18 protein-coding genes are annotated in these 16,778 nt (G+C 63.5%); 7 read left to right on the top strand and 11 right to left on the bottom strand.

The annotated features are described in order from the left end of the window. Positions 1 to 231: 231 nt before the first annotated feature. Genes cueR through N7650_RS00080 form a run of 3 tightly spaced genes read right to left on the bottom strand, consistent with a single transcriptional unit; the run spans position 232 to position 3,272 of the window. The gene (gene cueR, locus N7650_RS00090; protein WP_279896385.1) at positions 232 to 630 is read right to left on the bottom strand and encodes a Cu(I)-responsive transcriptional regulator; all 399 of its coding nucleotides are present in this window, start codon (positions 628 to 630) and stop codon (positions 232 to 234) included. Beyond that, positions 627 to 2,831 carry a heavy metal translocating P-type ATPase gene (locus tag N7650_RS00085; RefSeq protein WP_279896383.1) on the bottom strand — a complete coding sequence of 735 codons (2,205 nt, stop codon included), beginning with the start codon at positions 2,829 to 2,831 and terminating at the stop codon, positions 627 to 629. The genes cueR and N7650_RS00085 overlap by 4 nt, the downstream gene beginning before the upstream one ends. 54 nt (positions 2,832 to 2,885) lie before the next feature. Beyond that, positions 2,886 to 3,272: a hypothetical protein gene (locus tag N7650_RS00080; RefSeq protein ID WP_279896382.1), complete on the bottom strand. Its 387-nt coding sequence runs from the start codon at positions 3,270 to 3,272 to the stop codon at positions 2,886 to 2,888. A gap of 146 nt (positions 3,273 to 3,418) precedes the next feature. On the opposite strand from N7650_RS00080, the gene N7650_RS00075 reads away from it, so the two are divergent. Both N7650_RS00075 and N7650_RS00070 read left to right on the top strand, forming a co-directional pair. Then, entirely contained in the window at positions 3,419 to 3,616 is a 198-nt protein-coding gene (locus N7650_RS00075; protein WP_009400819.1) for a cation transporter, read from the top strand. Between the two features lie 196 nt (positions 3,617 to 3,812). Beyond that, positions 3,813 to 4,994: a multidrug effflux MFS transporter gene (locus tag N7650_RS00070; protein WP_279896379.1), complete on the top strand. Its 1,182-nt coding sequence runs from the start codon at positions 3,813 to 3,815 to the stop codon at positions 4,992 to 4,994. On the opposite strand, the gene N7650_RS00065 is transcribed toward N7650_RS00070, so the two are convergent. Both N7650_RS00065 and N7650_RS00060 read right to left on the bottom strand, forming a co-directional pair. Then, the gene (locus tag N7650_RS00065) at positions 4,978 to 5,145 is read right to left on the bottom strand and encodes a hypothetical protein (RefSeq protein WP_009400822.1); all 168 of its coding nucleotides are present in this window, start codon (positions 5,143 to 5,145) and stop codon (positions 4,978 to 4,980) included. The two genes, N7650_RS00070 and N7650_RS00065, sit on opposite strands and share 17 nt — an antisense overlap. 111 nt (positions 5,146 to 5,256) lie before the next feature. Beyond that, positions 5,257 to 6,270 carry a zinc-binding alcohol dehydrogenase family protein gene (locus N7650_RS00060; protein WP_279896377.1) on the bottom strand — a complete coding sequence of 338 codons (1,014 nt, stop codon included), beginning with the start codon at positions 6,268 to 6,270 and terminating at the stop codon, positions 5,257 to 5,259. Between the two features lie 116 nt (positions 6,271 to 6,386). On the opposite strand from N7650_RS00060, the gene N7650_RS00055 reads away from it, so the two are divergent. Further along, positions 6,387 to 7,292 (top strand): LysR family transcriptional regulator, encoded by a 906-nt coding sequence (locus N7650_RS00055; protein ID WP_279896375.1) that lies wholly within the window; start codon positions 6,387 to 6,389, stop codon positions 7,290 to 7,292. A 430-nt stretch (positions 7,293 to 7,722) separates the two neighbouring features. After that, positions 7,723 to 8,442, top strand: coding sequence for a helix-turn-helix domain-containing protein (locus N7650_RS00050; protein WP_009400825.1), 720 nt, complete (start codon positions 7,723 to 7,725; stop codon positions 8,440 to 8,442). 7 nt (positions 8,443 to 8,449) lie between these two features. Here the strand turns inward: N7650_RS00050 and N7650_RS00045 are convergent, their stop codons facing one another. From N7650_RS00045 to N7650_RS00035, 3 genes are all read right to left on the bottom strand, one after another. Continuing rightward, positions 8,450 to 9,403: an adenosine deaminase gene (locus tag N7650_RS00045; protein WP_009400826.1), complete on the bottom strand. Its 954-nt coding sequence runs from the start codon at positions 9,401 to 9,403 to the stop codon at positions 8,450 to 8,452. Between the two features lie 130 nt (positions 9,404 to 9,533). Next, complete coding sequence (locus tag N7650_RS00040; protein ID WP_279896372.1) at positions 9,534 to 10,217, bottom strand: SDR family oxidoreductase; 684 nt, start codon at positions 10,215 to 10,217, stop codon at positions 9,534 to 9,536. Then, complete coding sequence (locus N7650_RS00035) at positions 10,214 to 10,579, bottom strand: MerR family transcriptional regulator (RefSeq protein ID WP_009400828.1); 366 nt, start codon at positions 10,577 to 10,579, stop codon at positions 10,214 to 10,216. The genes N7650_RS00040 and N7650_RS00035 overlap by 4 nt, the downstream gene beginning before the upstream one ends. A gap of 85 nt (positions 10,580 to 10,664) precedes the next feature. Between N7650_RS00035 and N7650_RS00030 the strand changes: the two genes are divergently transcribed. After that, on the top strand, positions 10,665 to 11,090 hold the full coding sequence (locus N7650_RS00030; protein WP_009400829.1) for a hypothetical protein: 426 nt from the start codon (positions 10,665 to 10,667) through the stop codon (positions 11,088 to 11,090). 276 nt (positions 11,091 to 11,366) lie between these two features. Here N7650_RS00030 and N7650_RS00025 read toward each other — a convergent pair whose 3' ends face one another. The 3 genes from N7650_RS00025 to N7650_RS00015 form a co-directional block, all read right to left on the bottom strand. Continuing rightward, a complete protein-coding gene (locus tag N7650_RS00025; RefSeq protein ID WP_279896367.1) occupies positions 11,367 to 11,951 on the bottom strand; it encodes an IMPACT family protein in 585 nt (194 codons plus the stop codon). Positions 11,952 to 11,961: 10 nt separating this feature from the next. Next, positions 11,962 to 12,621, bottom strand: coding sequence for a TetR/AcrR family transcriptional regulator (locus tag N7650_RS00020; protein ID WP_064304412.1), 660 nt, complete (start codon positions 12,619 to 12,621; stop codon positions 11,962 to 11,964). A gap of 99 nt (positions 12,622 to 12,720) precedes the next feature. After that, positions 12,721 to 13,638 (bottom strand): LysR family transcriptional regulator, encoded by a 918-nt coding sequence (locus tag N7650_RS00015; RefSeq protein WP_009400832.1) that lies wholly within the window; start codon positions 13,636 to 13,638, stop codon positions 12,721 to 12,723. A gap of 117 nt (positions 13,639 to 13,755) precedes the next feature. Between N7650_RS00015 and N7650_RS00010 the strand changes: the two genes are divergently transcribed. Continuing rightward, the gene (locus N7650_RS00010) at positions 13,756 to 15,102 is read left to right on the top strand and encodes an aspartate aminotransferase family protein (protein ID WP_009400833.1); all 1,347 of its coding nucleotides are present in this window, start codon (positions 13,756 to 13,758) and stop codon (positions 15,100 to 15,102) included. A 62-nt stretch (positions 15,103 to 15,164) separates the two neighbouring features. After that, positions 15,165 to 16,658, top strand: coding sequence for a CoA-acylating methylmalonate-semialdehyde dehydrogenase (locus tag N7650_RS00005; protein WP_009400834.1), 1,494 nt, complete (start codon positions 15,165 to 15,167; stop codon positions 16,656 to 16,658). Positions 16,659 to 16,778: the final 120 nt, after the last annotated feature.

Genomic DNA, 16,778 nt, shown 5'->3' with positions numbered 1-16,778 from the left:
GGCTCACTATCGCAATCGTTGGCAAGCCAGCTCCCACAGGGATCCCGCGTGGGCCGAGGGCGAGGCAAGGGAAAGCGTGATGGTGTTCATCGCCGATCAGTTGCCGGAAGAGAAGGTCCGGGCCACAGCAGACCCTGTGGGAGCTGGCTTGCCAGCGATTTGGCCCGATCTGACCACATCATTGCCCGGGCCGGGCCCAGACAGTATCCGCGGCGCACTGGAGTGCAGTATTCAGTGACGGCAACCGGCTGCCAGATCCTTGAGGATCGGGCAGTCGGGGCGGTCGTCGCCGTGGCAGTGGGCGACCAGTTCGCTCAGGGTGTCACGCAGGCTTACCAGTTCCTCGATGCGCCGGTTGAGGTCGGCGATATGCTCGCTGGCCAGGGCCTTTACATCGGCGCTGGCGCGTTGGCGGTCTTGCCACAGGGTCAGCAGCTTAGCCACTTCCTCCAACGAGAACCCCAGGTCCCGCGAGCGCTTGATGAAGGTCAGGCTGTGCAGGTCGTCCTGGCTGTAGAGGCGATAGCCACTGTCGCTGCGTGCGGCGGGCTTGAGCAGGCCGATCGATTCGTAGTAGCGGATCATCTTTGCGCTCAGGCCGGTGCGCCTGGCTGCCTGACCGATGTTCATGCCTTGTGTTCCTCCGCTGGTGTTTCAGGTTTCCAGGTTTTCAGCAGCAGGGCGTTGCTCACCACGCTGACGCTGGACAGGGCCATGGCCGCGCCGGCCAGCACCGGGTTGAGCAGGCCGAAGGCGGCCAGGGGGATGCCGATCAGGTTGTAGATAAAGGCCCAGAACAGGTTCTGGCGGATCTTTGCGTAGGTTTTGCGGCTGATGTCCAGCGCCGCCGGGACCAGGCGCGGATCGCCGCGCATAAGGGTGATGCCGGCCGCCTGCATGGCCACGTCGGTACCGCCGCCCATGGCGATACCAATATCGGCGGCGGCCAGGGCCGGGGCGTCGTTGATACCGTCGCCGACCATGGCCACCACACCGGACGCTTTCAATGAAGCCACGTGCGCGGCCTTGTCCGCTGGCAGCACCTCGGCGTGCACGTCGTCGATGCCCAGGGCCCTGGCGACCACGCTGGCGCTGCCACGGTTGTCGCCGGTCAGCAGGTGGCTGGTGATGTTCGTTTGCGCCAGTTGCCTGACCGCTTGCTCCGCGCCCGGCTTGAGGCTGTCGCCAAAGGCGAACAGGCCCAGTACGCGGGGCTGCGGGGCGGTCTCGATCAGCCAGGAGAGGGTGCGGCCTTCGGCTTCCCAGGCCTTGGCGTCGTCCGCCAGCGCGCCGGGTTGCAGGCCGCTTTCGTCGAGCAGGCGGCGGTTGCCCAGGGCCAGGGCTCGTTCGTCGAGCGTGCCGGCGATACCGCGACCGGTGAGGGACTGGCTATCACGGATATCAGGGACGTTCAGGTTTCGTTCGGCGCAGGCGTCCAGCACGGCTTTCGCCAGCGGGTGTTCGCTGCCACGTTGCAGGGCCCCGGCCAGTTGCAGCAGGCCGGCGTCGTCACCGTCCATCGCGTGCTGGTGGACGATGCGCGGGCTGCCGGAGGTCAGGGTGCCGGTCTTGTCGAATACCACGCGGTTGACCGCATGGGCCCGTTCCAGGGCTTCGGCGTCCTTGATCAGGATGCCGTGGCGCGCGGCGACCCCGGTGCCGGCCATGATCGCAGTCGGCGTAGCCAGGCCCAAGGCGCAGGGGCAGGCGATGACCAGCACGGCGACGGCATTGATCAGCGCCACTTCCAGCGGGGCACCGGCCAGCCACCAGCCGACCAGGGTGACCAGGGCCAGGACCAGCACCGCCGGGACGAACACCTGGCTGACCCGGTCCACCAGCTTCTGGATCGGCGCCTTGGCCGCCTGGGCGTCCTCCACCAGGCGGATGATCCGGGCGAGCACGGTTTCCGTGCCCAGTGCCAGGGTGCGCACCAGCAACCGGCCTTCGCCATTGATCGCACCGCCGGTGACGCGGTCGCCGGGCCGTTTCGGCACCGGCAGGCTCTCGCCGCTAATCAGGGCTTCGTCGGCATGGCTCTGGCCTTCGACCACTTCGCCGTCCACCGGGAAACGCTCGCCGGGCTTGACCAGCACCAGGTCCTCCAGGCGCAGGACGCTGATCGGTACATCGCGTTCGACGCCATCCACTACCTGCACGGCCCGTTCGGGGCGCAGCGCTTCGAGGGCGCGGATGGCGCTGGCGGTCTGGCGCTTGGCACGGCTTTCCAGGTACTTGCCCAGCAGGACCAGGGCGATCACCACTGCGGACGCTTCGAAATACAGGTGCGGCATCATCCCCGGCATGGCCCGGGACCATTCGTACAGGCTCAGGCCATAGCCGGCGCTGGTGCCCAGTGCGACCAGCAGGTCCATGTTGCCGGCCCCGGCACGTACGGCTTTCCAGGCCGCGACGTAAAAGCGCGCGCCGAGGATGAATTGCACCGGCGTGGCGAGGGCGAACTGCGCCCAGGCCGGGAGCATCCAGCTGATACCGAAGGGCTGCAGGAGCATCGGCAGTACCAGCGGCAGCGCCAGCAGGACGGCCAGGGCCACCGCCCAACGCTCGTTGCGCAGGCGTCGTTCGCTGTCGTCACGGCTGGCTGTTTCGCTTTGCGCCAGGCTGGCGCTGTAGCCTGCGCGCTCGACGGCGGCGATCAGCGTGTTGCCTTCCAGACCTGGGGCGGTTTCGATATGGGCGCGTTCGTTGGCGAGGTTGACGCTCACCGACTGCACACCGGGGACCTTCTTCAGCGCGCGTTCGACCCGACCGGCGCAACTGGCGCAGGTCATGCCGCCGATCGGCAGGTCGAAGGTGATTGACTCGGGCATGGGGCTCTCCTCCGTGGACTGGCCTCCAGCATCAACCTTGCCATGCTGGCAAGGTCAATAGCCCAGGGCGGCCTGTTTCAGGTAAAGGCCGGTTTGGCTCGTTGCGATGCGGTACTTGATGACTTGCCCGGCCTTGAGGGTGAAGCGCTGGGACCTCTGATTCTCGACGCCGTTGTTGCAACCCGGGGCCTGGCCCGGCAACAGGCGCAGGCGCACTTCCACATCGCCCGGAGGCAGGTTGAAGGAGGTGGACTCTTCCTGGAACAGACGTCCGGTGAGCTGGTCGTTGAGGTAGATCCCGATCTCGCAGGACGTGGCGACCTCCAGGCGTTCCCGGGAAATGATCATCACGCTGTAATCGGTGGGAGCTGCGGCGCTGGCCAGGGGAACCTGGCTGGACCATCCGAGCAGAGCGAGAAGGCCGAGTGCTGCCTTGCCCATGGCTGAAACTCCTGCTGATAAATCGACAAGCACGCAGCTTGGCCGACCCGGGCAAGGATTTCCAGCCCGGCAGCATCACGGCAAACTTGACCTTGCCCCGGTGGCAAGCTTGAGACTGCGGACAAACCCAACCAGGAGTCACGACGATGCAAGTATTCAACGTGGAAGGAATGACCTGTGGTCACTGCGTCAAGGCCGTGACCAACGCTGTGCAGCGCGAGGACGCGGCGGCGGAGGTCAAGGTGGATCTGGCACAGAAGCAGGTCTCGGTGAAAAGCGAATTGCCAGCGGAGCAGATTCTCGAACTGATCCGCGACGAGGGGTATGAGGCCCGGGTGATCTGATCCGGGAGCGATCACATACCCTGTGGGAGCGGGTTCACCCGCGATGACGTCGGTGGATTCACTACTGCAATCGCGGCGGTTCGGCGCTCCGATGAACCCGCTCCCACAAGGTGCGCGATCAGCCTTTCGAATTTTCACCTCTTTCCCTTGGAGCCCCGGTAGACTAGCCAACTTGCTTAGCTAGCTACGGATTCCCATGAACCTGCGTACCATCCTGATCCTCGGCGCCCTCAGTGCGTTCGGGCCGTTGGCGATCGACTTCTATCTGCCTGGCTTCCCGGCCATGGCGCTGGCCTTCGGCACCGACGAGAAACATGTCCAGAGCACCCTGGCCGCGTATTTCCTCGGCCTGTCCATCGGCCAGCTCGCCTACGGGCCAATCGCCGACCGCTTCGGCCGGCGCATTCCGCTGCTCGGCGGGGTAGTGCTGTTCACCGCCGCGTCCCTGGCCTGCGCCTACGCTCCCACCCTCGATGCCCTGGTCATTGCCCGCTTCGTCCAGGCGCTTGGCGGCTGCGCCGGAATGGTCCTGTCCCGTGCCATCGTCAGCGACAAATGCGATGCGGTGGGCTCGGCCAAGGTCTTCTCGCAATTGATGCTGGTGATGGGCCTGGCACCGATCCTCGCGCCGATGCTGGGCGGGCTGCTGGTCAACCTGTATGGCTGGCAGTCGATCTTCATCGCCCTGACCCTGTTCAGCGCCCTGTGCACCCTGGCCGTGGCCCTCGGCCTGCCGGAAAGCCTGCCGGCCAACCAGCCGCGCCCGCCGCTGTCCGGTGCACTGGGCCAATACTGGCGCCTGCTGAAGGATCCGCGCTTCCTCGGCCATGCCATTACCGGCGGCATCTCCATGGCCGGAATGTTCGCCTATATCGCCGGTTCGCCGTTCGTCTTCATCAAGCTCTACGGGGTGCCGGCCGAGCATTATGGCTGGCTGTTCGGCGCCAATGCGGCTGGCTTCATCCTGGTGGCGCAGATCAACGCGCGCCTGCTTGCCAAGCGTGGCCCGGCCTTGCTGCTGGCGCGGATGGTGTGGTTGTACCTGGCGGCAGGGTTGGTGCTGCTGGGCATCAGTGCGCTGCATACCGAAGCATTGTGGCCGCTGCTGATTCCGCTGTTCGTGTGCATTGCCAGCCTCGGCGGCATCATCCCCAATGCCTCGGCCTGCGCCATGAACGGGCAGGGCGCGAGGGCCGGGAGTGCCTCGGCATTGCTGGGATGCCTGCAGTTCAGCGTCGCTGCGGGCGCAGCGGCCCTGGTGGGTGTTTTGCACGACGGCAGCGCGATGCCCATGGCCATCGTCATTACCCTGTGCGGGGCGGCTGCGGTCACGGCGGCGACGCTGACCCGTCGCCTCCCGCTCAGCCGGCCTGCCTGAACAAGGGGTGCGGTGCGCGGATCCGCGCCTGCAAGGTATCGATGAAGGCACGGGCCTCGGCCTCGCTGCGAAAACCCACGACATGCTGGTCAAGCCGGACCTGCCAGGGGCGGTCCGGTTTCTTGCCTGTTGCCTCGAGCACTACTTTCATCGCGGCATACCTCCGGTTGGCAAAGGTCGCTGGATTGTAGGCGCGAGTTTCCCGGCTGCGGCATGACCTGGAGCAAATCGCGGACTGGCGGTCATGCCATGCGTCGGGTGGTCAGAAGCCTTCGAGCACGATCTTGCCCTTGGCCGCCCCGCTTTCCAGCAACTGGTGGGCACGGCGCAGGTTCTCTGCGTTGATGGTGCCGAAGTGCTCGCCCAGGGTGGTCTTCAGGGTGCCCGCATCGATCAGTTCGGCGACCCGCTCCAGCAGCTTGTGCTGCTCCAGCATGTCCGGGGTTTCGAACAGCGAGCGGGTGTACATGAACTCCCAATGCAACGACAGGCTCTTGCGCTTGAGCTTGGCCACGTCGAGCTGTTGCGGATCGTCGATCAGCGCCAGCTTGCCTTGCGGAGCGAGGGCCTCGACCAGTTGATCGAGGTGCTGGTCGGTCTGGGTCAGGCTGGCGACGTGGGTGACGTGCTGCACCCCTGCGCTGCGCAGGGCCTCGGCCAGTGGCTGGCGGTGGTCCACCACCAGGTCGGCGCCCAGTTCGCGGGCCCACTCCTGGGTTTCCGGACGCGACGCGGTTCCTATCACGCGCAGACCGGTGAGCTGGCTGGCCAGTTGGGTCAGGATCGAGCCGACGCCGCCGGCGGCGCCGACGATCAGCAGGCTCTGGCCCAGGTCTTCCTTGCCTTCGGCGATCTGCAGGCGTTCGAACAGCAGTTCCCAGGCGGTGATGGCGGTCAGGGGCAGTGCCGCGGCCTCGGCGAAGCCCAGGGTTTTCGGCATATGACCGACGATGCGCTCGTCCACCACATGCAACTCGCTATTGGCGCCGGCGCGGGCGATGGAACCGGCGTAATACACCTTGTCGCCCGGCTGGAACAGGCTGACTTCGCTACCCACGGCCTTGACCACGCCGGCTACGTCCCAGCCCAGCACCTTGGCCGTGCCGTTTTCCGGCTGGACGTTGCGGCGGACCTTGGTGTCCACCGGGTTGACCGAGATCGCCCGGACCTCCACCAGCAGGTCGCGTGGGCCCGGTTGCGGAGCGGGCAGTTCTATATCTTGCAGGGCGGCGGCGTCTTCGATCGGCAGCGACTGGTAGTAAGCAATGGCTTTCATCGGTGATTCCTAATTGAGAAGTGGATGAGCGCCATCATTGATCCTTTTGTTTCTGGTTAAAAGCCGCTAAAACCGCAGAAACTTTCAAAACAATTTTGAAAATCATGGCGGTGCACATGTTGCGTTTCGATGATCTGCAGCTCTTCGTCCGTGCAGCGGAGCACGGCAGCCTGTCGGCGGCGGCACGCCTGCTGGACCTTTCGCCAGCGGTGGCCAGTGCGGCGCTCAAGCGCCTGGAGGCGCAGCTCGGCGCGCGTCTGCTGGCACGCTCGACCCGCAGCCTGCGCCTGACCGCCGAGGGCGAGGGCTTTCTTGCCCATGCCCGCGCGGCCTTGACCAGCCTCGATGAGGGGCGGCGCCTGCTGGCCCGGGAGCGTGACGAAATCAGTGGCGTGTTGCAGCTGTCGGCGCCGTCCGACTTCGGTCGCAATGTGCTGCTGCCCTGGCTCGACGAACTGCAGCGCGAGCACCCGCTGCTCAATGTGCGTCTACTGCTGGGCGACCGAAATGCCGATCTGTTCCGCCAGCCCGTGGATATCGCCCTGCGCTATGGTGCGCCCGAGGATTCCAGCCTGGTAGCGGTACCGCTGTGTCCGGACAACCGTCGGGTGGTCTGTGCGTCGCCGGACTACCTGGCTCGGCATGGCGAGCCGCGTAGCGTGGCCCAGCTGACAGAGCACAATTGCCTGCTGTACCGCCTGGGCAGTGGTGTGCATGACCACTGGCGCTTTTACCTGGATGGGCGGGAAGAGGATGTGCTGGTCAGTGGCGATCGCTTCTGCGACGACGCCGATGTCGTCAGGCGTTGGGCTGTGGCAGGAGCGGGGATCGCCTATAAATCCTGGCTCGATGTCGCCGCCGACGTGCGTGCCGGGCGCTTGCGGGTGCTGCTCGGCCATTACCGGGGCGAGGCTGCACCACTAAACCTGTTGTGTACTCACCGCGCTCAACTGGGCAAGCCGGTACAACTCCTGGGTGACTTGCTCAAGGCGCGTTGTCGTACAGTTCTCGATGAACTTTAAACGCAGCGTGTTTGATTATTGGCAAGGTCTTACATCCCCTGCGCATTTGCTTGAAAGGCATTATTACTTTCAATGTAGGCGTATTACCTGAGCGAACTTGAAGACGGATATTCAGCGTGTCGATGCATCCGGTCATTCATGGGCATCTGCCGGGATTTCGCAGGGCCCGGCTGCCATGAAAGCCAGTGTCCAAACTTTGTAAGGCCAGGCAAACCTTGGGCGATCACTGGCAAAACGCCGACGATTATCGCGGGGAGCATGCTTATACTGGGCCGGGCAATTGCCGCCATCAAGATAAAGTTTCCCAGGCTGAAACAGCGCCGGATGCGCTGTTCGACCCGACGCATATCTGGAGTTGCCGGCCAACTTTGGTCCGGCCTGGATATGAGGAAACTTTATTCATCAATGAAACTACGCAGGGAGTGGAGACATGCAACCGATAGCCAGTATCAGCCAGGTCGCCAGTTTGATGGCCGACCCGAAACGCAGTGCCATGCTCTGGGCGCTGATCGATGGAATGGCACGCCCGTCGGAGGAGTTGGCCATGCTGGCCGGGCTGACGCCTTCTTCGGCCTGCGCCCACCTGGCCCGGCTGTCGGCCTGCGGGCTGCTCAAGCGCGAGGCCCGCGGGCGCAAGCGCTACTTCCGCCTGGCGGCCCCGGAAATCGGCACGGCCGTGGAGGCCCTTGCCAGTGTGACCATCCGCGAGCACGAGACGCCGCTGACCAGGCAGCCTGCCATAAGCGTGCCGCTGGCCATGCGCAAGGCGCGCCTGTGTCGCGATCACCTCGGCGGAGAAGTGGCGGCCGACCTGCTCCAGCGCCTGCTGGACGCGCAATGGCTGCAGCAGACCGAGCAGCAACTGGACATCACCCTGACCGGGCGCGAGGAGTTCGCCAGCCATGGCATTTTCATCGATGCCCTGGCGCAGCGCGATGGCCGCCTGTGCAGCTTGTGCAGTTGCTGCAGTGAAGTCGACGAGCGCCGACCGCACCTGGGGGGCGCCTTGGGCAGCAGTGTGCTCAAGCTGTTCGTGCAATCCGGGTGGGTGCGAATCACCGACGAAACCCGGGCCGCCCAGGTGACCGCGGCGGGCTTGCGCGGCATCCAGCAGATCGCCCGGATGCCGCTTCCCCTGCGGATGGGGTGAAGGTGCCTCAGGCCCTGACCAGACGGGCGTCCAGGCTGTTCTGTGCCAAACGGCGGGCCTGGTCTTCGGTCATGCCCAGATGGGTGTGCAGGGCGTGGAAGTTCTCGGTGACATAACCGCCGAAATAGGCCGGGTCGTCCGAGTTCACCGTGACCTTCACGCCGCGCTCGAGCATGTCGAGGATGTTGTGCTGGCTCATGTGGTCGAACACGCACAGCTTGGTGTTGGACAGCGGGCACACCGTCAGCGGGATCTGCTCGTCGATGATGCGCTGCATCAGGCGTTCGTCCTCGATGGCACGCACGCCGTGGTCGATGCGCTGGATCTTCAGCAGGTCTAGGGCTTCCCAGATGTACTCAGGCGGGCCTTCCTCGCCAGCGTGGGCGACGGTCAGGAAGCCCTCGCTGCGGGCGCGGTCGAAGACACGCTGGAACTTGCTCGGCGGGTGCCCCATTTCGGAGCTGTCGAGGCCGACTGCGACGAAGGCGTCACGGAAGGGCAGGGCCTGGTCGAGGGTCTTGTGCGCTTCTTCTTCGCTGAGGTGGCGCAGGAAGCTGAGGATCAGGCCGCTTTCGATACCCAACTGTTCACGGCCATCCTTCAGGGCGCGGGTGATGCCGTCGAGTACCACTTCGAAGGGGATGCCACGGTCGGTGTGGGTCTGTGGATCGAAGAAGGGTTCGGTGTGCACGACGTTTTGCGCCTTGCAGCGTTGCAGGTAGGCCCAGGTCAGGTCGTAGAAGTCCTGCTCGGTGCGCAGGACGTCCGCACCCTGGTAATACAGGTCGAGGAACTCCTGCAGGTTATTGAAGGCATAGGCCGCGCGCAGGGTTTCGACATCATTCCAGGGCAGGGCGATCCTGTTGCGTTCAGCCAGGGCGAACAGCAGCTCGGGCTCCAGCGAACCTTCCAGATGAAGGTGCAGTTCTGCCTTGGGCAGCGCGTTAAGCCAGTCGTACATGGGAGGAATCTCATCAGGTGCAATCGGCGCATTCTACAGAGGTTGCCAGGCCGGTGCGGTGAAACCTGACCGACAGGTTGACTATGCAGGCGCCATGCAGCCCCGGCACCGGTCGTTCAGGCAGGGAACATCACCAGGTCAGTGCTTCGCCCCGGTAGTTGACGTAATGCACGCCGGGCTTGCCACTGTGCGCCTTGACCTGTTCGAGCATGCCGCGGGTGCTGGTGGCAACGTCGATATCCGCGCCGTCGCCGCCCATGTCGGTCTTGACCCAGCCCGGGTGCATTGCCAGGACGCTCAGGCGGGTATCGCCGAGGCGGACCACGAAACTGTTGATCATCGAATTGAGGGCTGCCTTGCTGGCCTTGTACAGCGCCAGTTCCGGAGCATCGGGAATGGCGATGCTGCCCAGCACCGAACTCATGAAGGCAATGACACCGCCGTCCTGGCGCAGCTGTCCGGCGAAGCGCTGGGCGACACGGATCGGCGCCACGCTGTTGGTCATGAACAGCTCGCCGATTTCGGCCAGTTGTACGGCCTCGGCATTCTGGTTGTCCGGGCCCTTCACTCCGGCATTGATGAACAACAGGTCGAAGGTCTGGCCTGCAAGCTGTTGCGCCAGGGCATCCAGTTGCTCGGAGCTGTTCATTTCCAGGGTACGCACCTGGACGTTCGCTAGCGTCTTTAGCGCAGTGGCGTTGGCGATATCGCGCACGGTGGCGATCACCTGCCAGCCGTCTTCGCTCAGGCGTTCCACCAGGCCGAGGCCAAGGCCGCGGGAGGCACCGATGATCAGGGCGGTTTTCACAGTCATGCGAGGGCTCCTTTCAATGTGAGGGGGCAGCGTTCTTCCAGGCGCTGCCTGAGCGCCTGGCGCAGTTCGACGAGGGCATCGATACGCGCCTCGACCAGTTCCAGCTTGTTGTGGATAAAGCGCGTTATCAGCGCTTCGGGGTCCGGCGCCTGCCACAGCTCGGCGACGTTGTGGCTGATTTCGCCGAGGCTGAAACCGAGTTTTTGCGCGGTCTTGATCAGCAGCACCAACTGCACGGTTTCCACCGGGTAATCACGATAGCCGTTGGCGCTGCGGTTGGAGCGGATGAGGCCGCGTTCTTCATAGAACCGCAGGGTGTCGCGGCTAACGCTGCAGGTTTGCGCCAGTTCTCCGATACGCACGATCAATTCCTGTGGAGAGGGGTTGACCTTGGAGCATACTCCAGGCTTTAGCCTGCCGCTCTCACTTTCCAACAAGGAGCGGTATATGTGGAGCCAGAGCGGTTATCGTGGTTTGGTCAGGGCCAGTGGCTGGTATGACTTGCTGGTTGCAGCAGCGTTCGTCACCCCCTGGAGCTTCATGTTGTTGCACGGGCTGCTGGGCGAGGTCAGTGCCTTCCTGGGGCTGGCTGGCGACCTGCCCGATTTCTCGCCCTTGCACATGCTGATGGGCAACCTGATGGGGTCGATCGTTTGCGTCTGGTCGGTCCTGCGTATCCGCGATCCACAACAGCAATTCGGCCGCTACGACGCGGTTGGGCGCTTGCTGTTCGCCACCTGGCAGGGGTACGCGTTGATGCACGGGGCCACGCAACTGCTTTGGGGCTTCCTGGTACTGGAAGTGATCTGGGGCATCCTGCAGCTGTTGCCAGTGAACAAGGCCGAACAAAAAATGATCAATTCTCTCGCATGACGGCCAGGCAAGCGCCTGGCGCAGGCGTGCACGGTTTATCCACAGCTTGCTCCACAGTATCTGTGGGCAAGCCGCTTGGCTGGGTATAAGTGCAGATTCATGCTCTTCGAAACGCGATAAGCCAGGTTAAGCGGCTGATTGTTCAACGAATAAGCGCCTGTCATCAAATGTTGATCAAAATATGATCGTTGCGCTGCAAGCCTTGTGGCAGAAGGCTTGCAGCGGCCTGCCCAGAGGTTATCCACAGGCGGGCCCACAGTAGGTGTGAGCAAGTGTTCAGCAGCGTTCGAGCAGGATGCGTCCCCGGCTGAGATCGGCCAGTTGGCGTTGCACGTTGTCGATGTGTTCGGCACCGAGGGCCAGTTGTATATCGACGCCATTCGCGGTGAAGGCTTCATCGAGGATCAAGCCGTCGGCTTCGGCGATCCGTAGCTTGAGCAGAGCCAGTTCGCTGAACGAGCAACTGCATTTCAGTTCGGTTCGACTTATCAACAGGCGTTTCGGCGCCTGTTGCAGGCACTTGTTGGCGCCCCCGCCGTAGGCTCGGGCGAGGCCGCCGGTGCCCAACTGGATGCCGCCGTACCAGCGGATCACCAGGACCACCACCTGATCGCAATCCTGCGCCTCGATTGCCGCCAGGATCGGCCGGCCGGCCGTGCCGCCGGGTTCGCCATCGTCGCTGCTGCGGTACTGGGCACCTATTTTCCAGGCCCAGCAGTTATGGGTTGCGGCCAGGTCGCTGTGTCGTTCGAGAAAGGCCTGGGCGTCGGCGGGCGTGTCGATGGGGGCCGCGAGGGTAATGAAACGGCTCTTGCGAATTTCTTCGCGGTATTCGCAGGTTTCCAGCAGCGTAGAAGGCATAAGCGGGTATTCAGTTCGGCGGGGTCAGGCCACAGCCTTTGAGAATGATGTGGATAAGATTGTCGCCGGCTTCTTCCATGTCCTGCTTGGTCAGGCGGCTACGGCCGGTGACCTGGCAGATCTGCGTAGCGAAGTCGGCGTAGTGCTGGGTGCTGCTCCACAACAGGAAGATCAGGTGCACGGGATCGACCTTGTCCATCTTGCCGGCGTCGATCCAGGCCTGGAATACCGCTGCCCGGCCTTTGAACCATTCACGGTAGTCCTGGCTGAAGTAGTCGGTCAGGCAGTTGCCGCCACTGATGATTTCCATGGCGAAGATCCGCGAAGCCTGCGGGTTGCGTCGGGAGAATTCCATTTTCGCGCGGATGTAGCGGGCGAGCGCCTCGGCTGGGTCGTCCTCGACACTGAGGGCGTTGAAGGTGCTGTCCCACAACTCGATGATGTTGCTCAGGACAGCGATATACAGCCCGAGTTTGTTGGTGAAGTAGTAATGCAGGTTGGCCTTGGGCAGCCCGGCCTTGAGGGCGATGGTGTTCATGCTGGTGCCCTTGAAGCCATGGCGGGCGAATTCATCTTCGGCGGCCTGGATGATGGCCTGCTCGTTCTTCTGGCGGATACGCCCGGCGGGCTTGGCGGCGAGGGTGCGGTGGGCGGGCACTTCAAGGGTCATGGGCAATTCCGGCAAGCAAGGAAATTAAGGCACATGCGTTGATACCCCAGGCACGGCGGGTGGGCAAGCGCGAAGACGCGAGAATATCGCAATTGGCTCCTAACGTGTCGCAGCCAGGCTCTCGAGGAAGCTTTCCAGGACCAGGTGGGGACGTCGCCCCTTGCGTGTGACCCAGGCCAGCGACAGGTCGTAGAAGCGCTCGCCAGGCTTGAGCGCGCGCAACCGTCCCTGCTGGACCCAGAAGGTGGCGTAGTGATCCGGCAAGTAGCCGATGTAGCGTCCAGTGAGGATGAGGAAGGCGATGCCCTCGCGGTCCGAGGCACTGGCCGTGCAGTTGAGCGCCTGGTGCAGGGCCTGGATGTCGGCCGGCAGGCGATAGGTCGGGGCGATCGCATCCTGGGCATTGAGGCGCTGGTCTTCCAGTTGCCGGTCGTCCACGTAGAACAGTGGATGGCCGACGGCGCAATAGAGCAGCGAGCGTTCGCTGTACAGCGGTTGGTACTCCAGGCCCGACAGCGGACTGGCCTGTGGGACCACGCCAACATGCAGGCTACCGTCGAGCACGCCCTGTTCCACCTGGCTGGGCGGAATCATGCGGATACGAATGCGCACATCGGGGCCGCGGTCCTTGAGCTGGGCCAGGGCGTGAGTGATGCGCATGTGAGGCATGGTCACCAGGTTGTCGGTCAGGCCGATGTTCAGCTCGCCACGCAGATGCTGGTGCAGGCCGTTGACCTCGGTGCGGAAGCTTTCCAGCGCGCTGAGCAACTGCAGGGCCGACTGGTAGACCTCGCGGCCTTCTTCGGTCAGGGAGAAACCGGCGCGCCCCCGCTGGCACAGGCGCAGGCCGAGGCGTTGTTCGAGGTCGCCCATCTGCTGGCTGATTGCCGAGCGGCCGATGCCCAGGACGTTTTCCGCTGCCGAGAAGCCGCCACACTCGACCACGCTGCGGAAAATCTTCAGCAGGCGGATATCGAAATCGCTGACCTGGGAAAGCGGTTCGGGACGACGGCTCATAGTTTAGTGACCGGTAATCCAAAGATTGGAAAAGTAGAGTTTTCCAGACTTTATAGGCGTGACAAGTTATCGGCAATACACCGAACGCTGTTCAACCTGCCTCGCGAGGTCCTGTCGATGAATCTGCCTGAAAACGCTCCTGTCGGTCTGGCCAGCCAGCTGAAGCTGGATGCGCACTGGATGCCCTACACCGCCAACCGCAACTTCCAGCGTGATCCGCGCCTGATCGTCGCCGCCGAAGGCAATCACCTGGTCGACGACAAGGGCCGCAAGGTTTTCGACGCTTTGTCCGGCCTGTGGACCTGCGGTGCAGGCCATACCCGCAAGGAAATCCAGGAAGCCGTCGCTCGCCAGTTGGGCGTGCTGGATTATTCGCCGGCGTTCCAGTTCGGTCATCCGCTGTCTTTCCAGCTGGCTGAGAAGATCACCGAACTGACCCCGGGTAATCTGAACCACGTCTTCTATACCAACTCCGGTTCCGAGTGCTGTGACACTGCGGTGAAGATGGTGCGTGCCTACTGGCGGCTGAAAGGCCAGGCCACCAAGACCAAGCTGATCGGTCGCGCTCGTGGCTACCATGGGGTGAACATCGCCGGTACCAGCCTGGGCGGCGTGAACGGCAACCGCAAACTGTTTGGCCAGTTGCTGGACGTGGACCACATCCCGCATACCGTATTGCCAGGCAATGCGTTCACCAGGGGCATGCCGGAAGAGGGCGGGATCGCCCTGGCCGATGAAATGCTCAAGCTGATCGAACTGCACGATGCTTCGAACATCGCAGCGTTGATCGTCGAGCCGCTGGCCGGTTCCGCCGGCGTACTGCCGCCGCCCAAGGGCTATCTGAAACGCCTGCGGGAAATCTGCGACCAGCACAATATCCTGCTGATCTTCGACGAGGTCATCACCGGTTTCGGCCGCATGGGCGCGATGTTCGGTGCCGACGCTTTCGGCGTGACGCCTGACCTGATGTGCATCGCCAAGCAGGTCACCAACGGTGCCATCCCGATGGGCGCGGTGATCGCCAGCAGCGAGATCTACCAGACCTTCATGAATCAGCCGACTCCGGAGTACGCGGTGGAATTCCCCCACGGCTACACCTACTCGGCGCACCCGGTGGCTTGCGCGGCGGGCATCGCTGCACTCGATCTGTTGCAAAAGGAAAACCTGGTGCAGTCCGCCGCGGAACTGGCGCCGCATTTCGAGAGCGCGCTGCACGGCATCAAGGGCACCAGGAACGTCATCGATATCCGCAACTATGGACTTGCTGGCGCGATCCAGATTGCCGCGCGTGATGGTGATGCGATCGTCCGTCCATACGAAGCGGCGATGAAGCTGTGGCAAGCCGGTTTCTATGTCCGCTACGGCGGCGACACCCTGCAGTTCGGCCCGACCTTCAACACCAGGGCGCAGGAACTGGACCGCCTGTTCGACGCGGTGGGCGAAGCGCTGAATGCCATCGACTGATCTCTTTCTCTTTCCGGGGCGGGCCGTCTGGCTCGCCCGAACCTGATTATTGGAGTTATTGCATGAGCACCGTTGCACACCTGATCAATGGCGAACTGGTTTCCCCGAGCGAGCGCAGCGCCGATGTCTTCAACCCGTCTACCGGCCAGGCGATCCACAAGGTGGCACTGGCCAGTCGCGCTACCGTGCAGCAGGCCATCGATGCAGCCAAGGCCGCGTTCCCGGCCTGGCGCAACACCCCGCCGGCCAAGCGTGCGCAGGTGATGTTCCGTTTCAAGCAACTGCTGGAGCAGAACGAGGCGCGCATTTCCCAACTGATCAGCGAAGAACACGGCAAGACCCTGGAAGACGCTGCCGGTGAGCTCAAGCGTGGCATCGAGAACGTCGAGTTCGCCTGTGCCGCGCCTGAAGTGCTGAAAGGCGAGTACAGCCGCAACGTCGGTCCCAACATCGATGCCTGGTCCGATTTCCAGCCGCTGGGCGTGGTGGCCGGTATCACCCCGTTCAACTTCCCAGCCATGGTGCCGCTGTGGATGTATCCACTGGCCATTGCCTGCGGTAACTGCTTCATCCTCAAGCCGTCCGAGCGTGACCCGAGCTCGACACTGCTGATCGCCCAGTTGCTGCATGAGGCCGGTCTGCCGAAGGGCGTGCTGAACGTGGTGCATGGCGACAAGGAAGCGGTGGATGCGCTGATCGAAGCGCCGGAGGTGAAAGCCCTGAGCTTCGTGGGTTCGACGCCGATCGCCGAGTACATCTATGCCGAGGGCACCAAGCGCGGCAAGCGTGTCCAGGCACTGGGCGGCGCTAAGAACCATGCGGTGCTGATGCCGGATGCCGACCTGGACAATGCGGTCAGTGCACTGATGGGCGCGGCCTATGGTTCCTGCGGCGAGCGCTGCATGGCGATCTCGGTGGCGGTGTGCGTGGGTGACCAGGTGGCCGATGCGCTGGTGGCCAAGCTGGTTCCACAGATCCAGGGCCTGAAGATTGGTGCCGGTACTTCATGCGGCCTGGACATGGGCCCGCTGGTGACTGCAGCGGCTCGCGACAAGGTGGTGGGGTATATCGACGACGGCCTGGCGGCTGGCGCCGAGCTGGTGGTGGATGGTCGTGGCTTGCGTGTTGCCGGCCATGAAGACGGCTACTTCGTTGGCGGTACCCTGTTCGACCGCGTCACCCCGGAGATGCGCATCTATAAGGAAGAGATCTTCGGGCCGGTGCTGTGCGTGGTGCGGGTCAACAGCCTGGAAGAGGCGATGCAACTGATCAACGATCACGAGTACGGTAACGGTACCTGCATCTTTACCCGTGACGGTGAAGCGGCGCGTCTGTTCTGCGACGAGATCGAAGTGGGCATGGTCGGCGTCAACGTGCCGCTGCCGGTGCCGGTGGCCTACCACAGCTTCGGCGGCTGGAAGCGTTCGTTGTTTGGCGACCTGCATGCCTACGGTCCGGACGGTGTGCGCTTCTATACCCGTCGCAAGGCGATCACCCAGCGCTGGCCGCAGCGTGCCAGCCATGAGGCTTCGCAATTCGCGTTCCCGAGTCTGTAAGCGCGTTCTCTTCTATATAGAAGAAGCGGGAGGCCCTTTGGGCCTCCCGCTCTGCTTTCAGGGCGTTTTTGACCGGAATGACAATTTTGTTGCAATAAGTGCTTGACGCGCGGTTTTATC

It is taken from the genome of Pseudomonas sp. GD04058, assembly GCF_029836855.1.
GTDB classification, from domain to species: domain Bacteria; phylum Pseudomonadota; class Gammaproteobacteria; order Pseudomonadales; family Pseudomonadaceae; genus Aquipseudomonas; species Aquipseudomonas bharatica.
The sequence above is the reverse complement of the archived record's forward strand: the minus strand, read 5'-3'. Positions and strand labels throughout refer to the sequence as shown.

Bases quoted from the DNA above. Each gene is read 5' to 3' on its own strand.
- cueR (WP_279896385.1), bottom strand. From the start codon at position 630: ATGAACATCGGTCAGGCAGCCAGGCGCACCGGCCTGAGCGCAAAGATG.
- N7650_RS00085 (WP_279896383.1), bottom strand. From the start codon at position 2,831: ATGCCCGAGTCAATCACCTTCGACCTGCCGATCGGCGGCATGACCTGC.
- N7650_RS00080 (WP_279896382.1), bottom strand. From the start codon at position 3,272: ATGGGCAAGGCAGCACTCGGCCTTCTCGCTCTGCTCGGATGGTCCAGC.
- N7650_RS00075 (WP_009400819.1), top strand. From the start codon at position 3,419: ATGCAAGTATTCAACGTGGAAGGAATGACCTGTGGTCACTGCGTCAAG.
- N7650_RS00070 (WP_279896379.1), top strand. From the start codon at position 3,813: ATGAACCTGCGTACCATCCTGATCCTCGGCGCCCTCAGTGCGTTCGGG.
- N7650_RS00065 (WP_009400822.1), bottom strand. From the start codon at position 5,145: ATGAAAGTAGTGCTCGAGGCAACAGGCAAGAAACCGGACCGCCCCTGG.
- N7650_RS00060 (WP_279896377.1), bottom strand. From the start codon at position 6,270: ATGAAAGCCATTGCTTACTACCAGTCGCTGCCGATCGAAGACGCCGCC.
- N7650_RS00055 (WP_279896375.1), top strand. From the start codon at position 6,387: ATGTTGCGTTTCGATGATCTGCAGCTCTTCGTCCGTGCAGCGGAGCAC.
- N7650_RS00050 (WP_009400825.1), top strand. From the start codon at position 7,723: ATGCAACCGATAGCCAGTATCAGCCAGGTCGCCAGTTTGATGGCCGAC.
- N7650_RS00045 (WP_009400826.1), bottom strand. From the start codon at position 9,403: ATGTACGACTGGCTTAACGCGCTGCCCAAGGCAGAACTGCACCTTCAT.
- N7650_RS00040 (WP_279896372.1), bottom strand. From the start codon at position 10,217: ATGACTGTGAAAACCGCCCTGATCATCGGTGCCTCCCGCGGCCTTGGC.
- N7650_RS00030 (WP_009400829.1), top strand. From the start codon at position 10,665: ATGTGGAGCCAGAGCGGTTATCGTGGTTTGGTCAGGGCCAGTGGCTGG.
- N7650_RS00025 (WP_279896367.1), bottom strand. From the start codon at position 11,951: ATGCCTTCTACGCTGCTGGAAACCTGCGAATACCGCGAAGAAATTCGC.
- N7650_RS00020 (WP_064304412.1), bottom strand. From the start codon at position 12,621: ATGACCCTTGAAGTGCCCGCCCACCGCACCCTCGCCGCCAAGCCCGCC.
- N7650_RS00015 (WP_009400832.1), bottom strand. From the start codon at position 13,638: ATGAGCCGTCGTCCCGAACCGCTTTCCCAGGTCAGCGATTTCGATATC.
- N7650_RS00010 (WP_009400833.1), top strand. From the start codon at position 13,756: ATGAATCTGCCTGAAAACGCTCCTGTCGGTCTGGCCAGCCAGCTGAAG.
- N7650_RS00005 (WP_009400834.1), top strand. From the start codon at position 15,165: ATGAGCACCGTTGCACACCTGATCAATGGCGAACTGGTTTCCCCGAGC.